Here is a 17,633-nt window from a genome sequence, read left to right as displayed (position 1 = left end):
TAGGTACCGCGTGAAGCGTTGCTTATTTACTTATTTACTTATTTATTTACTTATTTATTGGCAACGTTACCTAGCTTCAACCACGTATCGATAACCGTATCCGGGTTTAGTGAAACAGAGCTGATGCCTTGCTCCATTAACCACTCTGCTAGGTCGTCATGGTCTGATGGGCCTTGGCCACAAATACCCACGTATTTACCCGCTTTGGTTGCAGCATCGATCGCCATTTTCAGCATTGCTTTCACGGCTGGGTTACGCTCATCGAAGAGGTGTGCCACATCGCCTGAATCTCGGTCGAGGCCAAGTGTCAGTTGCGTCATGTCGTTTGAGCCGATAGAGAAGCCATCGAAGTACTTCAAGAACTCATCAGCCAAGATTGCGTTAGATGGTAGCTCACACATCATGATCACTTTCAGACCTTGGTCGCCACGGCGAAGGTCGAATTTAGCCAGAATGTCGATAACCGATGCCGCTTCGCTTGGAGTACGAACGAATGGGATCATGATTTCAACGTTCTTAAGGCCCATTTCGTTGCGAACGCGTTTGATCGCTTGAGTTTCTAGCTCGAAACAGTCTTCGAATACTGGTGAGATGTAACGAGATGCACCACGGAAGCCTAGCATTGGGTTCTCTTCATGCGGTTCAAACGTTTTGCCGCCTACAAGGTTGCTATACTCATTCGACTTAAAGTCAGACATACGTACGATCACACGCTTAGGCCAGAATGCAGACGCGATAGTCGCGATGCCTTCTGTTAGCTTGCTTACGTAGAAGTCGATAGGATCTTTGTAGCCGCGAATACGTTCGCTGATTTCTGCTTTTAGCTCGTCAGTTTGTGCATCGAAGTTCAATAGGGCTTTCGGGTGAATACCGATCATCTTGTTGATGATGAATTCAAGACGAGCAAGGCCAACACCTTCGTTTGGAATCTGTGCAAAGTCGAATGCGCGATCTGGGTTACCCACGTTCATCATTACTTTGGTTGGCAGCATTGGTAGCTCATCAACTTCAGAACGTTTGATCTCGAAGTCAAGTTCGCCGTTGTAAACGTAGCCTGTTTCGCCTTCTGAACATGACACTGTCACGGTATCGCCATCGTTTAGGCTGCTTGTTGCTGTACCACAACCAACGATTGCTGGAATACCTAGCTCACGAGCGATGATTGCTGCGTGACAAGTACGACCGCCACGGTTTGTAACAATCGCAGAGGCTTTCTTCATCACAGGTTCCCAGTCAGGGTCTGTCATGTCTGTTACCAGTACGTCGCCTTCTTGAACCAGTGACATTTGGTCTAGTGAATCAACCAAGCGAACAGGACCAGAGCCGATACGTTGACCGATCGCACGGCCTTCAACTAGCACATCGGCCTTGTTGTTCAGCTCGTAACGCTCGATAACGTTTTGGTCGCTTTGAGAACATACCGTCTCTGGGCGAGCTTGAACAATGTAAAGCTTGCCATCGATGCCATCTTTCGCCCACTCAATGTCCATCGGACGTTGGTAGTGCTTTTCGATGATCATCGCTTGTTTTGCCAGCTCTTTGATCTCTTCGTCGTTCAGTGAGAACTGATTACGCTCTTGCTCATCCGTATCAATGATGTCGACTTGCTTACCGATCTCTTGGTTGGTTGAGTAGATCATCTTGATCAACTTAGAACCAAACGTCTTCTTAACGATAGGGTAGTGACCCGCTTCTAGCATTGGCTTGTGAACGTAGAACTCGTCTGGGTTCACAGCGCCCTGTACCACCATTTCGCCAAGACCCCAAGAAGAAGTGATGAACACCACTTGGTCGAAGCCAGACTCTGTATCAAGTGTGAACATCACTCCTGAAGAGGCTTTGTCTGAACGAACCATGCGTTGAATACCCGCAGACAATGAAATGCCACGGTGGTCAAAGCCTTGGTGTACACGGTAAGAGATAGCGCGGTCGTTAAACAGTGACGCGTAAACGTGCTTGGTTGCTTCGAGTACAGCGTTGATGCCTTTTACGTTAAGGAAGGTTTCTTGCTGGCCTGCGAAAGAAGCATCTGGAAGATCTTCTGCGGTTGCCGATGAACGAACCGCTACAGACAATTCTTCGTTGTCTTCAATTAGCTCGCGGTAGTTCTCACGGATGTCTTGCTCTAGTGACTCTGGGAAGGGTGCATCTAGAACCCATTGTCGAATCGTTGCACCTGTCTTACGCAGTGCGTCAACGTCTTCAACATCAAGTTCATCAAGTAGTTGGTGAATGCGCTCATCAAGACCTTTGTAATCAAGAAAGTCGTTAAACGCATAAGAGGTGGTAGCAAAACCATTAGGTACAGAAACACCAGCATTGGACAGGTTAGAAACCATCTCGCCCAGTGAGGCGTTCTTACCGCCGACTTTGTCGACATCTTCCATGGATAGGCCATTGAACCATAGGGTATTATTTTGCATTTATTTCTCCAGAAACATAGCGAGCATTGTAGGGATTTAAAGGCAAACGATTACGTATCAGTTTAAAAAAATGTAAATTATTTTTTAAAGCTGTGGGGGACGTAATAGTCAGCAGGGTTTTGTTATATATATTATGGTTCCCATCCTACTCAAAATAATTTTAAACATTAAATAAAAAATGCAAATTGATATTCAAAGTCGTGATGTATTCTATGTTTCTGATGGAACGGCCATAACATGTGAGACTTTAGGACATGTTGTTCTAGGTCAATTCCCTTTCAAAGCCAATGAAAAAACCTTTCCGTTTGTGGAAAGTGAGGACAAACTTTCTGATTTATTAAAAGAGATCGAAATTTCGTATCGCGATAATGGAGTCGAACCATTGGTGTTCTTTTCAATCGTGATTCCAGATATCAAGGCTAAGCTGCTTGAAGCGCCAGCACACTGTTATGACGTGTTGGAAAGTATCGTTCAGAAGGTTCAGGATGATATTCAGATGGCTCCTGTGCCTAAACTGCAACGTTCACGCAGTGTGAACAAAGACTCGGTTAAGTATTTCGACCGTATTGCTGCGATTGAATACACACTCGCACACGATGATGGCATCACGCTTAAAGGGCTGGAAGAAGCCGACATCATCTTGTTAGGTGTATCTCGAAGCGGTAAGACACCAACAAGCTTGTATATGGCGATGCAGTTTGGTTTGCGTGTAGCGAACTATCCATTCATCCATGACGATTTAGCACGCTTGAAGCTGCTGCCTGAGTTTGAGATTTACCGACATAAGTTGTTTGGCTTAACCATTGACGCAGAAAGGCTGACGGAGATTCGTGAGAACCGTTTAGCGGGCAGTGAATACGCGAGTGATTCGCAATGTTTGTATGAGCTACAAACAGTAGAGGCGATGTTCCGTCGTGAAGCGATACCTTACATCAACACGTCTTCATTATCGGTTGAAGAGATCTCGACACGAATCTTAGAGCGAACTGGTTTGAGAAGGCGCCTGTTGTAGTAACAAGATCTTGGTGTAACAAGAGCTTGGCGTAAAAAAAGGCTTAGTCAGATCGAAATAATGGGCAGCTAAAAGAACATCGAAGCTAGCAGGGCAGTACCTGAGAGCTTCGATTTTTTGTTTGTGCTCGTTGTAATCGCGCTAGCGAATCAAAGACAGTTTTTAGCGAAGTAAAGAGAGCTTAAGCGTTTCGCTTTGCTTTTCTAACCAACGTTCTAGCGCTGGTGGCCATGTGAGGCTTGGCTCTACGCAGAAACCGCGCAACATAGAGAAGTACACCGCTTGGTCGATAAGAGGCAGTGACGACTCACCATTTTCTAGGTTCAGAGGTAGCTCTGCATCTTTCAGAAGCGGGTTAATCTGTTCAACAAACTGCGGCGTTTGCTCAATCAGCTTATCGAAGTTTAGTTCTTCGGTTTCTTTGGCTGCGCGCCACGCTTCTTTGCTTGCTGGTGATTGGTATTCAGCAAGATCCAGTTTCCACCAACGTGGCAAACCGATGCGCTGGCTTAGTGGGAATGCGCGAGTTTGGAACACAGTGACTTGCTCTGATGGTACACGTTGCTCGTCACTTGATTTTAAGTCCATAAAGTACGCGATGATATCTAGGCTCTCAGCCATGATAGAACCGTCGTCTTTTTGTAATACAGGCACCATCTTTTTACCGATCAGATCGATAAGCGTTTGGGCGTCATCATAATCGACAGAGACAAGCTCGATGTCCAAGCCTAGAGATTGAGCAATGTAGGCTACTCTTGCACAGAAAGGGCAGTGGTCGTAAATATAAAGCTTCATAGCTTCCCTCAGTTCAGGTCATTATAAATATAAGATAATGCTAATGTACCAGAAAGTCTTGCGAATACTAAGCGTCAATAAACGCTAAGCATCTATAAACCGTAGGCATCAACAGACAATAAGTACTTGGTGTACATACTTTTTGATTGATTCTATTGTCTGTTGGATTCGGTTTTACTGCAACGAGTAAAGTAACGGGAAGGCTGTTAAGGAATTGCAGGCATAAAAAAGGCCCTGGCTGTTCACTCTAATGCAGAAGAGTGAAATCAGCCAAGGCCTCAATTTTGTTACCTTTAGCAGAGTGACTACTAAAAGAGCGGAGTGGTTAAACTATGCTTTTTTAAGGTCTTTTGCAGGGTAAGTAAGCGTCATTATTGCGCCTTCTACTGTTGTAACGTGAACGTAGCCGCCACCAGCACTTAGGCCAATTACAACCATTTCACCTAGCTCAACACCTTTTGTTGCTACAACGCGATCATCAACTGAAAACACTTTACACACCTTCAATAAATTAAATTAATACGATAGATATCGAACGCGGATTTAAACAGATGGTACCCTAATCGACTAATCCGGTTGTTTGTCGTAAAGATTAAATTTAGTTATGTATAAATCGGTATTTGTTAAAAATCAGCTGGTTAACCTAATGGTGATGTTATTTATCGACTGGATAAACGACACCAACTTGCTGGCGCATCTCTGTAATTAACTTGGCAACGGTTAAAGCGCGAAGTTTGGCTTGAGCTTGAGTTTCTTTATCACCCTCAATGCAACCTCCAAAGGCTTGTGCTTCGTAGCTCATTGAGTTTTCGCTTTGTGCTTGAGTGAGACTTTCAATGCTGCCATCACGGTAGCGGATCTTAACGTCGGTGCACTCTGCGATGTGATCGATAATGATCGCTCCCTGTTCACCTTGGATCTCGCTTGGCGCATAAGAGTCGCTGACTTTAGAGTGCGCTAGGGTTACGTCAAACTCAGGGTACTGGAAGATCGCGCAGCCATGCGCATCCACTCCTGAATCAAGCAACTTTGCAGAAGCTTGAGCATTTTCAGGCTTACCGAACAGAGCAACCGTTGCAGCTACACAGTAGAAGCCAATATCAACTAATGAGCCGTTCGAGAAAGCTGGATTGAAAGTGTTCGGGTTCTCGCCGTTCAGGTATTTCTGGTAACGCGATGAATACTGACAGTAGTTGATGTGCGCTTTGTGTACCTTGCCGATTTTTTCTAGGCCGAGTTGAACTTGCTTAAAGTTTGGTAGGAATTGAGATTTATACGCCTCAAACAACACCACACCGTTTTTCTCAGCCACTTCGAACATGCGTGTTGCTTCATCAATGTTTGATGCAACCGGCTTTTCACAGATAACGTGTTTACCGTGCTCCATCATGAAGATGGACTGTTCGCAGTGCAGTGAGTTTGGTGAAGCGATGTACACAGCTTCGACCGTGCTGTCATTGGCTAAGGCATCGAGTGAATCGTAGGTGTTTTCAACACCAAATTCTTGTGCGAATTGTGCAGCGCTCTCTAGGTTTCGTGAATAAACCGCAGCCAACTGCATCGATTGTGATTCATGTGCAGCTTGAACGAATTTTTGTGTAATCCAATTGGTTCCAATTACAGCGAACTTAATCATAGAGGTATCCAGTCGTTAGTGTATTGATTCTGCAGAGATAGTAGCACTCAAAGGCTGGCAATGTGCCTGAGATTTGCGGAACAATTACCCCAAACTTAGTGCCTAATATTAATAACCTGCCTTCACAGAGCATCTGAGTCGACCAGTGTAACGGTGCACAACTAAGCCATTTTTGCTAAGGTGTTATTGAATTCAAACAAGGTGATGATATGCAAATTCGGACAGCCAAGGTAACTGATATTAACGCGATCTTAGCGCTCTCTGAGCAGATAAACCGTCAACATCATCTTGGTGCACCTATGGTATTTGCGCCAGCGTCACAAGGTTTGGCCGACAGTGAAGAGTATTGGTTAGGCTTGATGCTTGACCCACTTGGCGCTTTCTTGGTTGCAGTCGATGACAAGCAAGTCGTCGGCTTTTTAGCGGGTAAGGTAACGCAGAACAAAGGCGTCAGTTTTATTCAGCCGCACAAGGTGGCAAGGGTGAATACGATTGTGGTGAACGACCAGGTTCAGAGTAAAGGTGCTGGTCGAGCGTTAATGAAGTCGTTTAATCAATGGGCTCAAGCGAGAGGTGCGATAGAACTTAGGTTAGAGGTAATGGAGTTTAACCAACAAGCTCAGGGTTTCTATGAGTCTTTAGGAATGGAAACTCAATCACGAACCATGTCTATGCGTTTTGAGGAGATCTAAAGGTGCGTCTGTTTTTGCCTTTATCACTGTGTTTACTGTTTATGGCTTCGAAGGTGAATGCTGAGCAGGTTGTGGTCGAGAAAATAGTTTCTGACGCGACCGCTATCGAAACCATCGTATTCGAGTCTGCACCGGCTCATTCTCAACGTGTCTCAACGTCTTCATCTAACTCAACCTCTTCCACCAGCTCAAACTCCAAGCATGTGATTATTGTCGATGATGTTCTTAACAGTCGCTCTGATGAAAAGGTTGCTCAGCTTTCTCAAGGGGCATCGAAACGTCCACCTCAAAGTTCCTCTCGACAGTTTTACAACGTACCAGATAGCGCTTCTGAGATAGATTTGCTGTCGCAAGTGGTCACCTTAGTTAAAGTCGATAAATCGAAACGTAGGATGTATCTGCTTAAAGGTGAGGAGGTAATTCAGGAGTTTCGCATTGCGCTAGGCAAACAACCGAAAGGGCATAAACGCTTTGAAGGGGACAACCGAACGCCTGAAGGGAAATACCAGCTCGATTATGTGATGGAAGAGTCGGACTTTTATCGCTCAGTACATATTAATTACCCGCAACCTTCGGATATGCAATGGGCAGAGCAAAATGATCTGGATCCTGGAGGGAACATCAAAATCCATGGCATCAAAAACGGAGAGCACCGTTCACCGAGCTTTATTCAAAGCTTTGATTGGACGGATGGGTGTATCGCATTAACCAATCAAGATATGGATGAGTTTCTCCAACTTGTAAAAATGGGTACCCCTATCCATATCGAATGGTAGGTATCGGTACCCAATTTTCCTGAACAGCACCGCTAGAGCCAGTTACAGCAAGACTCGACCTGCACTGAATATCGCAATCACGATGAGCAGGGCAATGGTGACTGGTTTGAACTTCGCTCCGCCAAATCTCTCGAACAGTTTAGAACCGACATAGCCGCCAAACATGCTACTTGGTAGGAGTGCTAGAGTAAGCCAGACCACATCACGGTCGACTAACCCCGCGATAGATGCCGATACAAACGCACTGGAATCTGCCAACACAAAGAACGCAATCAGGCCTGCTCTGGCAATGTGGGGTGCGACTGGGCTTGCCAATGCATGCGTGCCAATCGGAGGCCCTGACATTGAAGCCGCGCCGTTCATTACACCCGCAAGGCTGCCCAGAATATAGGGAGCAAATCTAGGTTCACTTTTGTACTGGAACCCTTTGTAGATCATAAGTGCAGACGCAAAAATGAAGGCACTAATGATCAAAATTATTGTATCTTGGCTAACAGACTTGAGCAGAAGTAAGCCGACCGGAGTGAAGGCTAGACAAGGGATAAACACCTTTGAAACCCAGCGCCAGTTTACGTGTTTTCGAACCTTCGGTAGCAATTGGATATTGCCCAATAGGTCGATAAGCATGAAAACAGGAACCAGTTCGATAACGGGTACGAATAACGCACTCAACGGCAATGCCACTAAAGTGAAACCGAAACCTGAGAAGCCACGAACGATAGCGGCAAAAATGAAGATTGCACCCAAAATTGGGAAAGTTGGACTAAAAATGAGATCCATAAATTAAGTAACCAATAAAGCTGCCTAAATAGTGCGAGCTAATGAAACCAAGTGAGCAGCGGAATGTACTCCTACTCACTTGTGTTTGCTACTTAATTTTAAGGTTTATCGAGGTAAATTTTCCCGTCTTAAACGTTTACTACTTTGGTATTTGTTTGGTCAATTTTTCGCGCTAAATCTATCTGGAAAATCAGTGAATATCGCATCGACGGTGGATAGGAATTTGAACTTAGACGGATCATTGACGGTGTAGCACCATGTTTGAATCTTTGCTTCGGCAAGCGTATCAAGATCATCCTGATTGACGTTTTCGTAATTCATATGACAACTGAACGCTTTCACCTGATCAATAAGCAAAAGATCGTCTTGAGAGAGCTGCTCTGTGATCACACCAACGCGGAATCTTGGTAAGTGGCGAGCCATTTCTGCAACAACTTCATGGCTGAAACTTGAAAGCAGCACTCTATCGGTGTCTATGTTTGAGCGGATCAGCTCGCTGTGTAGAAGATCAACGACATGAGGAGCTTGGTGTCGGCTATCGACTTTTATCTCTAGGTTAACGCTGAGGTTATGTTCTTCAACAAGTTCAAGTAACTCGCTAAGTGTGAGTATTCTTTCTCCTTCGAACTGTTCTGACTTCCAGCTACCAAAATCAAGCTGACGCAGCTCTGCCAATGTGTGTTCATCAACACGGCCCTTGCCATCACTACAGCGCTCGAGAGTGTGGTCGTGGCAAACGACAAGCTCATCATCCTGAGTTTGCTGAATATCGACTTCAATCCATTTCAAGCCAAGTTTAGCGGCTTGTTCAATACTTGCTTTGGTGTTTTCTGGGTGAGTACCCGCTACACCACGGTGACCTACGATGATAGACGACATAATTAATCCTTCTTAAAGACGCACCGTAAAAACGCATTAAATATCAGTGTACTCGATTAAGCGAGAGCCGTCGTTATGCTTGTCGTCTCTTCGCGTGACTCTTGTGAAGTAAAGTTATTCGGTTGAATACGCTTCCCACTACTGTCGAAAATATGCAGGTTGGATTTATCAATGCTTAATCCGAGTGGCAGTACTTGGCATAGTGTCGTTTCTGGCGTGACGGCGATAAAGGGTTGGTCGTTCACCAGGCCATGAACCAATTGATTCGGCCCCAACGGCTCAACCACATTGATACGCAGTTCGAGAGGCAAGGTGTTCATCTTTAATTCGGAACAAACCTCAGAGTGTTCAGGGCGAATGCCAAGCGTGATAGTCGCGTTCTTAACGTGCGCGTACTCTGGCAGATACATTTGTTGATCGCCGATTTCAAGATAGCCATCATCGAGCGTGGCAGTTAAGAAGTTCATCGCGGGGCTGCCAATGAAGCTTGCCACAAAGGTGCTGGCAGGCTGGTGGTAGACCTCTCTTGGTGTGCCGACTTGTTCAATTTGGCCTTTGTTGAGAACCACAATTCTATCTGCCAGTGTCATGGCTTCGACTTGGTCGTGGGTCACGTAAACACTGGTTACGCCTAGCTCGCGCTGCAGCTTTTTGATTTCTAATCTCATGTGTGCGCGCAATGAGGCATCTAGGTTAGACAAAGGCTCATCAAACAAGAACAGTTGAGGGTCGCGAACGATCGCTCGCCCCATGGCAACACGCTGGCGCTGACCACCTGAAAGCTTGGCTGGCTTGCGGTCTAAGTACTCTTCGATTCTTAGTGTCTTGGCGACTTTCTCAATCTTCTCTTCAATCACGTGTTGGCTGACACCTCGGTTCTTTAAACCATAAGCGAGGTTTTTGTATACCGTCATGTGAGGGTAGAGTGCGTAATTTTGAAAGACCATTGCGATATCTCGCTGAGCGGGCTTTTCGTTATCAACACGGCGGCCACCCAAGTGAATCTCACCGCCAGAGATGCTTTCCAGCCCCGCAATTGAACGTAGGATAGAAGATTTGCCGCAGCCCGATGGGCCAACCAATACAAGAAATTCACCCTTTTCGATATCAAGCGAGACATCTTTCACTGCACGATGACCATTCTCATAAGTCTTTACCAAGTTTTTGATGCCTAACATGGTAGGTGCTTTGTGCGTATGGTTGTGAGTGGCTTGGGTGTGCCCTAACGTTTGTTTTAACTTTGGCATCGGGGTTTCCTCTGTATTTTTGTGGATAGTTTGGTGAGAAGGCAGGTGAGACATCTTGTACTCAGCGAGTGATTGAATGCGGTTATCGTTCATTTGATTTGTGTCGTTATTATTTTTCACTTTCTACTAGCCCTTTTACAAACCAACGCTGAAATAAAACCACCACTAAAACGGGTGGCAACATAGCTAAAATCACCATGGCAAAAACATAGTCGTAGCGCGGTAAACTGGTTTCATTGATGTTGTTGAGTACTTGTTTGATGCCCATCACGATCGTGTTGTAGCCTTCGTCCGTGGTCATCATGATTGGCCACAGATATTGGTTCCAACCCACCACAAACATGATGATGAAGATTGCTGCGATCATGGTTTTAGACAGTGGCAGTAAGATGTCGACAAAGAATCGAAACGGACCTGCGTTATCTAGCTGAGCGGCTTCTAGCAATTCATCGGGGATGGTTTTGAAGAACTGCCTAAAAAAGAACGTCGCGGTGGCTGAGGCAATCAAAGGCAGAATTAAACCTGTGTAGCTATTAAGAAGCCCAAGCCCAGCGACAACCTCATAGGAAGGGATAATGCGCACTTCTAATGGCAGTAAAAGCGTCACGAAGATCAACCAGAACCAAGCTGTAGCATAAGGCAATCTGAAGTAGACCAAAGCATACGCGGCCATCATTGAAATGATGATCTTACCGATCGCAAAACCTAGCCCCATGATCATTGAGTTGGCGATCATTTTGCTGGCGGTGACTTCGCCACTGAAGCCCATGCTTTTGTTCCAAGCTTCGCTATAAATGGCCGTAAAGTTATCGCCTGGAAGCCATTGCAGGCCTTCGCTGATAATGGTGTTTGGGTTATGCGTCGAGCTGGCGAAGATTAGCCAAATAGGGACCAACATAAACAGCATCCCAGCAATTAAAATTAGGTGGTCAGAGACCTTATTACTTTTCATAAATAACTCCTGTCGCGTTAAAATCTAGCTGTAGTGGGCTAGTAATGAACACGCTTTTCTACAACGCGAAACTGGATAAATGTAAGAGTGAGTACTAGTAGCAACAACACAACTGACTGCGCAGAGCTGCCGCCTAAATCTGCGCCAACAAACCCGTCTCGATACACCTTGTACACCAACGACGTTGTGCCACCACCCGGGCCGCCATTGGTCATGGTGTCGATCACGCCAAAGGTTTCAAAGAACGAGTAGGTGAGGTTGATGACCAGAAGAAAGAAGCCTGTAGGTGCGAGTAGCGGGAAAGTAATGGTCCAGAAACGTTTTGAGTCGCTGACGCAATCGAGCATCGCCGCTTCTTTTACGGCGTAAGAGATCGATTGAAGTCCAGCCAGAAAGTAGATGAAATTCACCGAAACCTGTTTCCACACTGAAACCAGAATCAGAGCAAACGTGGCATCCACAGGGTCGGTTTGGAAGCTAAAGTCCCAGCCTATAACCGCAAATATCTCGGTAAACACGCCAATGTGTGGGTTAAACAAGAAAGCACCGATTACGCCTGCAATCGCAGGAGCAACCGCGTAAACCCAAGTAAGAGTGACCTTGTAAGCGCCTTGTCCGTGAATGATGTTGTCGGCTTTTACGGCGAGCAGCAGCGCTAAGGCAAGCGATAAGAAAGAAACCACAATCGCGAACATTAAGGTGAAGCCAATCGAGTTCAGATACTCGCTCGATTCGAATAGAATCTGATAGTTTTCGAACCACACGAATATTGATGAGGTGCCCCAAGGGTCTTCTAGCATGAAGGACAGGTAAACTGCCTTTGCTGCTGGGTAGATAAAGAAAACCGCAATGATGAGTATCTGAGGCGCCAAAAATAGGTAAGGCAGCGGAGAGTGAAAGAATTGCTGACGTCGTTCCACAGGGTAATCCCCAAAAATTAGTGACTGTTATCACTGTTAGTTACGGTGAGCACTAGCGCGATATCAAGGAATGCATCCAGTTGAGTTGTAGTTTTTGGAGCAAGAAATGGCGCTAGTGATGAATCTCCTCACTCCTTGCCATTGCGTTTTTAATGACGCAGTGACAAGTGGTGAGGAGCAATGAACGGCTTTGGGTTGTTAAGCCTTTAGCTCAGTAATCTGCTTTGGTTAAAAAGCTAAATTAGTTCATCGTACGAGCGAAGCGTTTTAGCAGTTTGCTGCTCTCATCTTCGACTTTATCTAGGCTGTTCTCGACGCTAGAGCGGTCGGCGAAGATATTGTCGAATTCACGATGCATCACTTCACGAATTTGAGGGTAGTAACCTAAGCGGTAGCCCTTAGTCCACTCGCCCGATTTTAGGCTTAGCTGCTTTACGCCCACTTCTGCGTCTGGTTGTTCGTTGTAGTAGCCAGACTCTTTCGCTAGCTCATAGGCAGCTGTTGTTACAGGTACATAGCCAGTGGTTTTGTGCCAGTAAACTTGAGTTTCAGGCTTAGTCAGGTAGTCAAAGAACGCTGCGACACCTTTGTCTTGTTGCTGGTCATGGCCATTTAATGCAAACAGAGCGGCACCACCAATGAAGGTTAAGCCAGCATCAGGGTTAACCGAATTCCAGTATGGAAGGTAAGTTGTGCCTAGCTCGAAAGGTACGCGGTTACGTAAGCCACCGAATGAACCTGAAGAACCCATCCACATTGCCACTTCTTGACGCTCGAAAGGCGTTTGGTTTGCATCCCAGTCGCTGCCGTAATACTTGTAGTAACCGAGATCTGACCACTCTTTCATCTTGCTAACGTGCATCATCATGTCTTTGGTGTTGAACATGATCTTAGTGGATAGGCCATCGTAGCCGTTGTTCTGGTCAGAGACTGGCAGGTTATGGCGAGACTTGAAGTTCTCGAACATGATCCATGGCGTTAGAGATTGAGAAAACGCAATGTGGCCTTCTGCTTTCAACTTCTTGGCCACCACTTCTAACTCTTCATAAGTCTTAGGCGCGTCGGCACCTACTTCCGCAAGAAGGTCTTTGTTGTAGTAAAGAACTGGGGTCGAACTGTTGAAAGGCATACCAATCATCTTGCCTTGGCTGTCTGCATAGAAGTTACGAACGCCCGCTAGGTAGTCGTTCGAATTAAAGTTGTAGCCAGACTCAACCAGAATATCCTGTACCGGTTTGGCGACGCCTTTAGCGTTCATGATGGTTGCAGCACCGGCATCGAAGACTTGTAGAATGTTAGGAGCTTCGCCTGCTCGATATGCTGCGATACCCGCTGTTAAGGTCTCTGTGTATGAACCTTTGTAGATTGGCGTGATCTCGTAATCATCTTGTGACGCATTAAAGTCGGTCGCAATTTTGTTTACTGTTTCTCCAAGCTGGCCGCCCATTGCGTGCCACCAAGTGACTTGAGTCGTTGCGAACGCTGGCATTGCCGCTGTCGCAGAAAGAACGCCTGCCAAAATTAGCTTATTCATCTTCGTTTCCTTTTGGATGAAATCGATATTGATGTATTGGATTAGAGTGTTAACGAGACGGTAGGGGTGTCGTTTGAAGCTATCTTGAACAGGGCGTATTTCACTTACGTGGCTAAACCGTTTCACTGATATGAAAGATTCATTTCGATTTTATTTAAGAAAAAAGTTATTGATGATTTTGATATTTACTAAGTACGGTTTTTGAGAGGTTTGTTGTTCGACTTTGCTCAATACTTGGTCAATAAAAAGCCTCTCGCAGGAGAGGCTTTGAATAAGCTAGAGCTTGTAATAATCGGCTTTGTTCTAGTGTGCGATATCGAGTTGGTTGTCTTTTACGCCGTTAATGCGGAACCAACCTGCAATACTGAATCGCTCTGTGTTGGTTGGCAGTACCTCGTGTGGGAACTGTTCAGATAAGAACACAAACAAACGGCCGGACTTTGGTGGAATAGTCGCGATATGGTTGTCTTTTAGGTCGTAAACCACAAGTTCACCTGCGTCGTCTTCTGTCCACTCGTCATTCATGTAGAACACAGTAGTCAGGCGGCGGTTCTCATTGCCCTTGAAGCAGTCTAAGTGCTTCTGGTAGAAGTCGCCTTTTTCGTATTTAGCAAAATGCGCTTCGTACTCGAACAGACCCAAAAAGAACGCTTGGTTTGCCGCTAAACGAATTTGTTCCATTTTGTCTAGAAACAGAGATGCTGGCTGACCCATATCGCGGCGCACCCATTGAATCTTGTCGCTACGGATGGTCGACTCTCGGGTTACTTCATCGTTACGGCCAATCCTAGCCTTTTTCCAGTTCTCTGGAATGCAATCCCTCAATGCCACCACTTCTTCTTGAGTTAAGAAGTCATCCCAAACGAAATAACCTTGGGTAGAAAGAGCATCGATTAATTGGTTCATGTATAGCACTCAGACAATAAATTAGAGGCGCATGTATAGTCCTAATAACTCAGGTCAACAAATCACATGTTTTGTCGTTACGATAAATGGTGCTGGAGGCTTGAATCACAAGGCCTATAGAGCAAGGTTTACGGCAATGCGGGCATTCGATAATGCTGAAAATATCGGATGCAATTGATCCTCATTTTTGTAATGTGTCTTCATTGTTCTGAGTTTAATTGGATTTGAGTAATATTGGATTTGAGTAATTTAGTGGATACAAATGGAAATCTAGATTCGAGCTTTCTATCTGGTTTTAGATTGTTGTTTTTAACAAAATGATCACAATTGAAGGTGAGTTTGCTATTGTGTAGGTCTGACCAGTTGTTTTATCACAAGGAGCGGTTTTGCAGCTGCATACTATCAAAGGCTATATCCAAGACATGTATCTCGTAGAGTATCCCGATAGGTTGCTGCTACTTGATGGTGCGTGCCGTGCGGATATACCCCATCTTAGGGATTTCATTGAAGATGAGCTTGGCCGTGAATTCGGCGACCTACACACTGTGGTTGTTACACACATGCACCCCGATCATGCAGGGGCAGCGCATACGCTCAGAAAGCTCACTAATTGTCATTTGGTGGCAGCAAACCGAGATAAGGATTGGTACCACGGCCTCGATGGCATATTGATGCATTTGACCGATCTGGCATTGGCTCGGTGGATGGCGAATCGATTGGGCAAGCCCAAAGCAAACCTGTGGTATTCAAGAAAGTTGAAGCCGGACTACAAGCTTTCAGATGGGGATAGCATTCCGGGGTTTGATGATTGGTTGGTTCTAGAAACGCCGGGCCATACCGACCGTGATCTCTCTGTCTATTGCCCATCACACAGCGTTGCTTATGTGGCCGACTTGATGGTCGAGGTCAAAAAGAAGCTGATTCCGCCTTTCCCAATTTTTCATCCCAATAAGTATCGAGCGTCAGTATCACGTATTTATGACATGCAGCTCGATACCTTGCTGGTGGCGCATGGTGGGCAAGTCGATTTCAGTCAGAAGGCTTTTAAACATCTCTTGATGAGTGCACCAAGAAGGCCTGTTACTCATTGGCGAGTGACGAAAATCAAAACCAAGAAATTACTGTTATCGATTTGGCGATTTGGTTTTCAATCTCATAGTAAATCGAAGAAATAGATCAGAAGTCTGAATGCAAAGTCGTGTATTCAGAGCTGAAAGTAGAAATAGAAAAATAGATAGCAATAAGGCCAGTCATGAGACTGGCCTTATTTAGTTATAACCTGTGGAGCGGTTACGATGACTCTGATTAGTGAGTCAGCAGGAATTCACCCGCTGGATCAACAATCACTTTGTCACTCATGCCTTGACGACCAAGCAGCATCATATAAGTCATATCTTGACGGTTGCTTAGCGTAATATCGATAGGCCATTCCTGACCGCCGATTTTTAGCATGGTTTCAATCACACAACGGTGTTCAACTTCGCCGTTCGATGATTTGATTCTTTTACTTGTTTTCAGCTTTGCTTTGCAGCGCACTGTCTCTTCTAGGTGGTAAACGTCTGGGTGAAGATCGAATTCAACGAAGTTCTCACCGTCTGTTTTTACACATAGTAGATTGTCTACGTGTAGAGAAGAGGTTTTAGCCCCTGTATCAACACGTGTATGTAGTCCAGTTATCCCTAACTCTGGTAAGCAAAGTGCTTCTGTATTCCCTATGATCATTTTATTGTTCATGTCATTTCCAATCATGAGTTAACGGCGTTAAATCAGCCTTTGCCACGAGTACGGTTAGCGTTTGGTTTTGCATTTTTTTCGATGAATTCGAAAATCATGTCTGCTACATCTTTACCTGTCGCTTTCTCAATACCTTCTAGGCCAGGAGAAGAGTTAACTTCCATTACAACAGGGCCATTCTTAGATTGTAGAATATCAACACCACATAGGTTTAAACCCATGATTTTCGCAGCATTGATTGCTGTAGCGCGTTCTTCTTTGGTTAGTTTAACCAGTTGAGCTGTACCGCCACGGTGCAGGTTAGAGCGGAATTCACCCTCACCAGCTTGACGCTTCATCGCTGCAATTACTTTGTTGCCAACAACAAAACAACGGATGTCTGCGCCATTTGCTTCTTCAATGAACTCTTGAACCAAGATGTTCGCTTTTAGGCCCATGAATGCTTCGATAACGCTTTCTGCTGCTTTGTTTGTTTCAGCTAGAACCACGCCGATACCTTGAGTACCTTCAAGAAGCTTGATAACCAGTGGCGCGCCACCTACGTTTTTGATCAAGTCTTGAATCTTATCTGGGCGGCTAGCGAAACCTGTTTTTGGTAAGCCAATGCCTTTGCGAGACAACAGTTGTAGTGAGCGCAGTTTGTCGCGAGAACGACTGATTGCAACTGACTCATTGATACAAAAAGTGCCCATCATTTCGAATTGGCGAACAACCGCAGTTCCGTAAAAGGTAATGGAAGCGCCAATACGTGGAATAACAGCATCGTATTGAGGTAGCTCTTCACCCATGTAGCGAATCTTCGGATTGTTACTCGCGATATCTATATCACAGTGCAGCGTGTCGATAACATCGACCTGGTGACCACGTGCTTCTCCAGCCGCTTTTAAGCGAGAAGTAGAGTATAGATTTTCGTTGCGAGAAAGAATTGCGATACGCATGGCGTTTCCTTAGTTAATACCTGATTGGTAACTGCAAATAAATGAGTTGTTAGCTGAGCTTTCAGTTTTTCTGAGGCTCCTTGCTTGCTTCGGGGCGAACCTTAAGGCTTTTCGTTTAACTAAGAAAACGAATTAAATTTGTCGAGTCGACAACAGAAATTTATCGAATGCGTGAGCGATTGGTACAACTGGGTTGGGAGGGGATTTGGAATGGAAAAGCGAGTTGAGACCTAACTCATATTGGGGGTAGGAGCCTATTAGGTTGTGCTCAACTCGCGTTAACTCGGTGCTTAAAAGTGTACTAATAACGCCAGTTACATAGCTCTATAAGTGTTCGTAGTGCTTCTCTTTCGAGCTTGCTACAGGTGCTTTTTAGCTTATTAAGATAGTATTTTCTCATGATGATTAC

The 17,633-nt window shown here is 45.3% G+C and carries 17 protein-coding genes; 4 read left to right on the top strand and 13 right to left on the bottom strand.

Features of this window, described 5'->3' with window-relative positions:
• Nucleotides 1–50 precede the first annotated feature (50 nt).
• Nucleotides 51–2,423 (bottom strand): phosphoenolpyruvate synthase, encoded by a 2,373-nt coding sequence (ppsA, locus tag AC3CH3_RS17155; RefSeq protein WP_488538791.1) that lies wholly within the window; start codon nucleotides 2,421–2,423, stop codon nucleotides 51–53.
• A gap of 178 nt (nucleotides 2,424–2,601) precedes the next feature.
• Between ppsA and ppsR the strand changes: the two genes are divergently transcribed.
• Nucleotides 2,602–3,435: a posphoenolpyruvate synthetase regulatory kinase/phosphorylase PpsR gene (gene ppsR, locus AC3CH3_RS17150; RefSeq protein WP_048661622.1), complete on the top strand. Its 834-nt coding sequence runs from the start codon at nucleotides 2,602–2,604 to the stop codon at nucleotides 3,433–3,435.
• 162 nt (nucleotides 3,436–3,597) lie between these two features.
• Here ppsR and grxB read toward each other — a convergent pair whose 3' ends face one another.
• The 3 genes from grxB to AC3CH3_RS17135 form a co-directional block, all read right to left on the bottom strand.
• Nucleotides 3,598–4,230 (bottom strand): glutaredoxin 2, encoded by a 633-nt coding sequence (grxB, locus tag AC3CH3_RS17145; RefSeq protein WP_488538790.1) that lies wholly within the window; start codon nucleotides 4,228–4,230, stop codon nucleotides 3,598–3,600.
• Between the two features lie 330 nt (nucleotides 4,231–4,560).
• Nucleotides 4,561–4,722, bottom strand: coding sequence for a hypothetical protein (locus AC3CH3_RS17140; protein ID WP_009846296.1), 162 nt, complete (start codon nucleotides 4,720–4,722; stop codon nucleotides 4,561–4,563).
• Nucleotides 4,723–4,885: 163 nt separating this feature from the next.
• Nucleotides 4,886–5,866, bottom strand: coding sequence for a Gfo/Idh/MocA family protein (locus AC3CH3_RS17135; RefSeq protein ID WP_488538789.1), 981 nt, complete (start codon nucleotides 5,864–5,866; stop codon nucleotides 4,886–4,888).
• A gap of 209 nt (nucleotides 5,867–6,075) precedes the next feature.
• On the opposite strand from AC3CH3_RS17135, the gene AC3CH3_RS17130 reads away from it, so the two are divergent.
• Together AC3CH3_RS17130 and AC3CH3_RS17125 are read left to right on the top strand one after the other, a co-directional pair.
• Complete coding sequence (locus AC3CH3_RS17130; RefSeq protein WP_017064907.1) at nucleotides 6,076–6,558, top strand: GNAT family N-acetyltransferase; 483 nt, start codon at nucleotides 6,076–6,078, stop codon at nucleotides 6,556–6,558.
• A gap of 2 nt (nucleotides 6,559–6,560) precedes the next feature.
• Nucleotides 6,561–7,334 (top strand): L,D-transpeptidase family protein, encoded by a 774-nt coding sequence (locus AC3CH3_RS17125; protein ID WP_488538788.1) that lies wholly within the window; start codon nucleotides 6,561–6,563, stop codon nucleotides 7,332–7,334.
• Nucleotides 7,335–7,376: 42 nt separating this feature from the next.
• Here the strand turns inward: AC3CH3_RS17125 and AC3CH3_RS17120 are convergent, their stop codons facing one another.
• From AC3CH3_RS17120 to AC3CH3_RS17090, 7 genes are all read right to left on the bottom strand, one after another.
• Complete coding sequence (locus AC3CH3_RS17120) at nucleotides 7,377–8,114, bottom strand: sulfite exporter TauE/SafE family protein (protein ID WP_019824664.1); 738 nt, start codon at nucleotides 8,112–8,114, stop codon at nucleotides 7,377–7,379.
• 159 nt (nucleotides 8,115–8,273) lie between these two features.
• Nucleotides 8,274–8,993 (bottom strand): glycerophosphodiester phosphodiesterase family protein, encoded by a 720-nt coding sequence (locus AC3CH3_RS17115; protein ID WP_488538787.1) that lies wholly within the window; start codon nucleotides 8,991–8,993, stop codon nucleotides 8,274–8,276.
• 56 nt (nucleotides 8,994–9,049) lie between these two features.
• Complete coding sequence (gene ugpC, locus AC3CH3_RS17110) at nucleotides 9,050–10,360, bottom strand: sn-glycerol-3-phosphate ABC transporter ATP-binding protein UgpC (protein ID WP_488538786.1); 1,311 nt, start codon at nucleotides 10,358–10,360, stop codon at nucleotides 9,050–9,052.
• Nucleotides 10,350–11,192, bottom strand: coding sequence for a sn-glycerol-3-phosphate ABC transporter permease UgpE (ugpE, locus tag AC3CH3_RS17105; protein ID WP_488538785.1), 843 nt, complete (start codon nucleotides 11,190–11,192; stop codon nucleotides 10,350–10,352). The genes ugpC and ugpE overlap by 11 nt, the downstream gene beginning before the upstream one ends.
• Nucleotides 11,193–11,230: 38 nt before the next feature.
• Nucleotides 11,231–12,112 carry an ABC transporter permease subunit gene (locus tag AC3CH3_RS17100; RefSeq protein WP_488538784.1) on the bottom strand — a complete coding sequence of 294 codons (882 nt, stop codon included), beginning with the start codon at nucleotides 12,110–12,112 and terminating at the stop codon, nucleotides 11,231–11,233.
• A gap of 241 nt (nucleotides 12,113–12,353) precedes the next feature.
• Nucleotides 12,354–13,646, bottom strand: a complete 1,293-nt coding sequence (locus tag AC3CH3_RS17095; RefSeq protein ID WP_488538783.1) for an extracellular solute-binding protein — start codon at nucleotides 13,644–13,646, stop codon at nucleotides 12,354–12,356.
• 303 nt (nucleotides 13,647–13,949) lie between these two features.
• Nucleotides 13,950–14,552, bottom strand: a complete 603-nt coding sequence (locus tag AC3CH3_RS17090; RefSeq protein WP_050621773.1) for a 2OG-Fe(II) oxygenase — start codon at nucleotides 14,550–14,552, stop codon at nucleotides 13,950–13,952.
• A gap of 386 nt (nucleotides 14,553–14,938) precedes the next feature.
• Here AC3CH3_RS17090 and AC3CH3_RS17085 point away from each other — a divergent pair, with 386 nt between their 5' ends.
• Nucleotides 14,939–15,727 carry an MBL fold metallo-hydrolase gene (locus AC3CH3_RS17085; protein ID WP_488538782.1) on the top strand — a complete coding sequence of 263 codons (789 nt, stop codon included), beginning with the start codon at nucleotides 14,939–14,941 and terminating at the stop codon, nucleotides 15,725–15,727.
• Between the two features lie 130 nt (nucleotides 15,728–15,857).
• Here AC3CH3_RS17085 and AC3CH3_RS17080 read toward each other — a convergent pair whose 3' ends face one another.
• Together AC3CH3_RS17080 and rimK are read right to left on the bottom strand one after the other, a co-directional pair.
• A complete protein-coding gene (locus tag AC3CH3_RS17080; RefSeq protein ID WP_019824668.1) occupies nucleotides 15,858–16,286 on the bottom strand; it encodes an ATP-dependent zinc protease family protein in 429 nt (142 codons plus the stop codon).
• Between the two features lie 32 nt (nucleotides 16,287–16,318).
• Nucleotides 16,319–17,224, bottom strand: coding sequence for a 30S ribosomal protein S6--L-glutamate ligase (gene rimK / locus AC3CH3_RS17075; RefSeq protein WP_019824669.1), 906 nt, complete (start codon nucleotides 17,222–17,224; stop codon nucleotides 16,319–16,321).
• Between the last annotated feature and the right edge of the window lie 409 nt (nucleotides 17,225–17,633).

Source organism: Vibrio sp. QJM3NY_35 (assembly GCF_057785915.1).
This window is presented reverse-complemented; position numbering and strand designations above follow the sequence as displayed.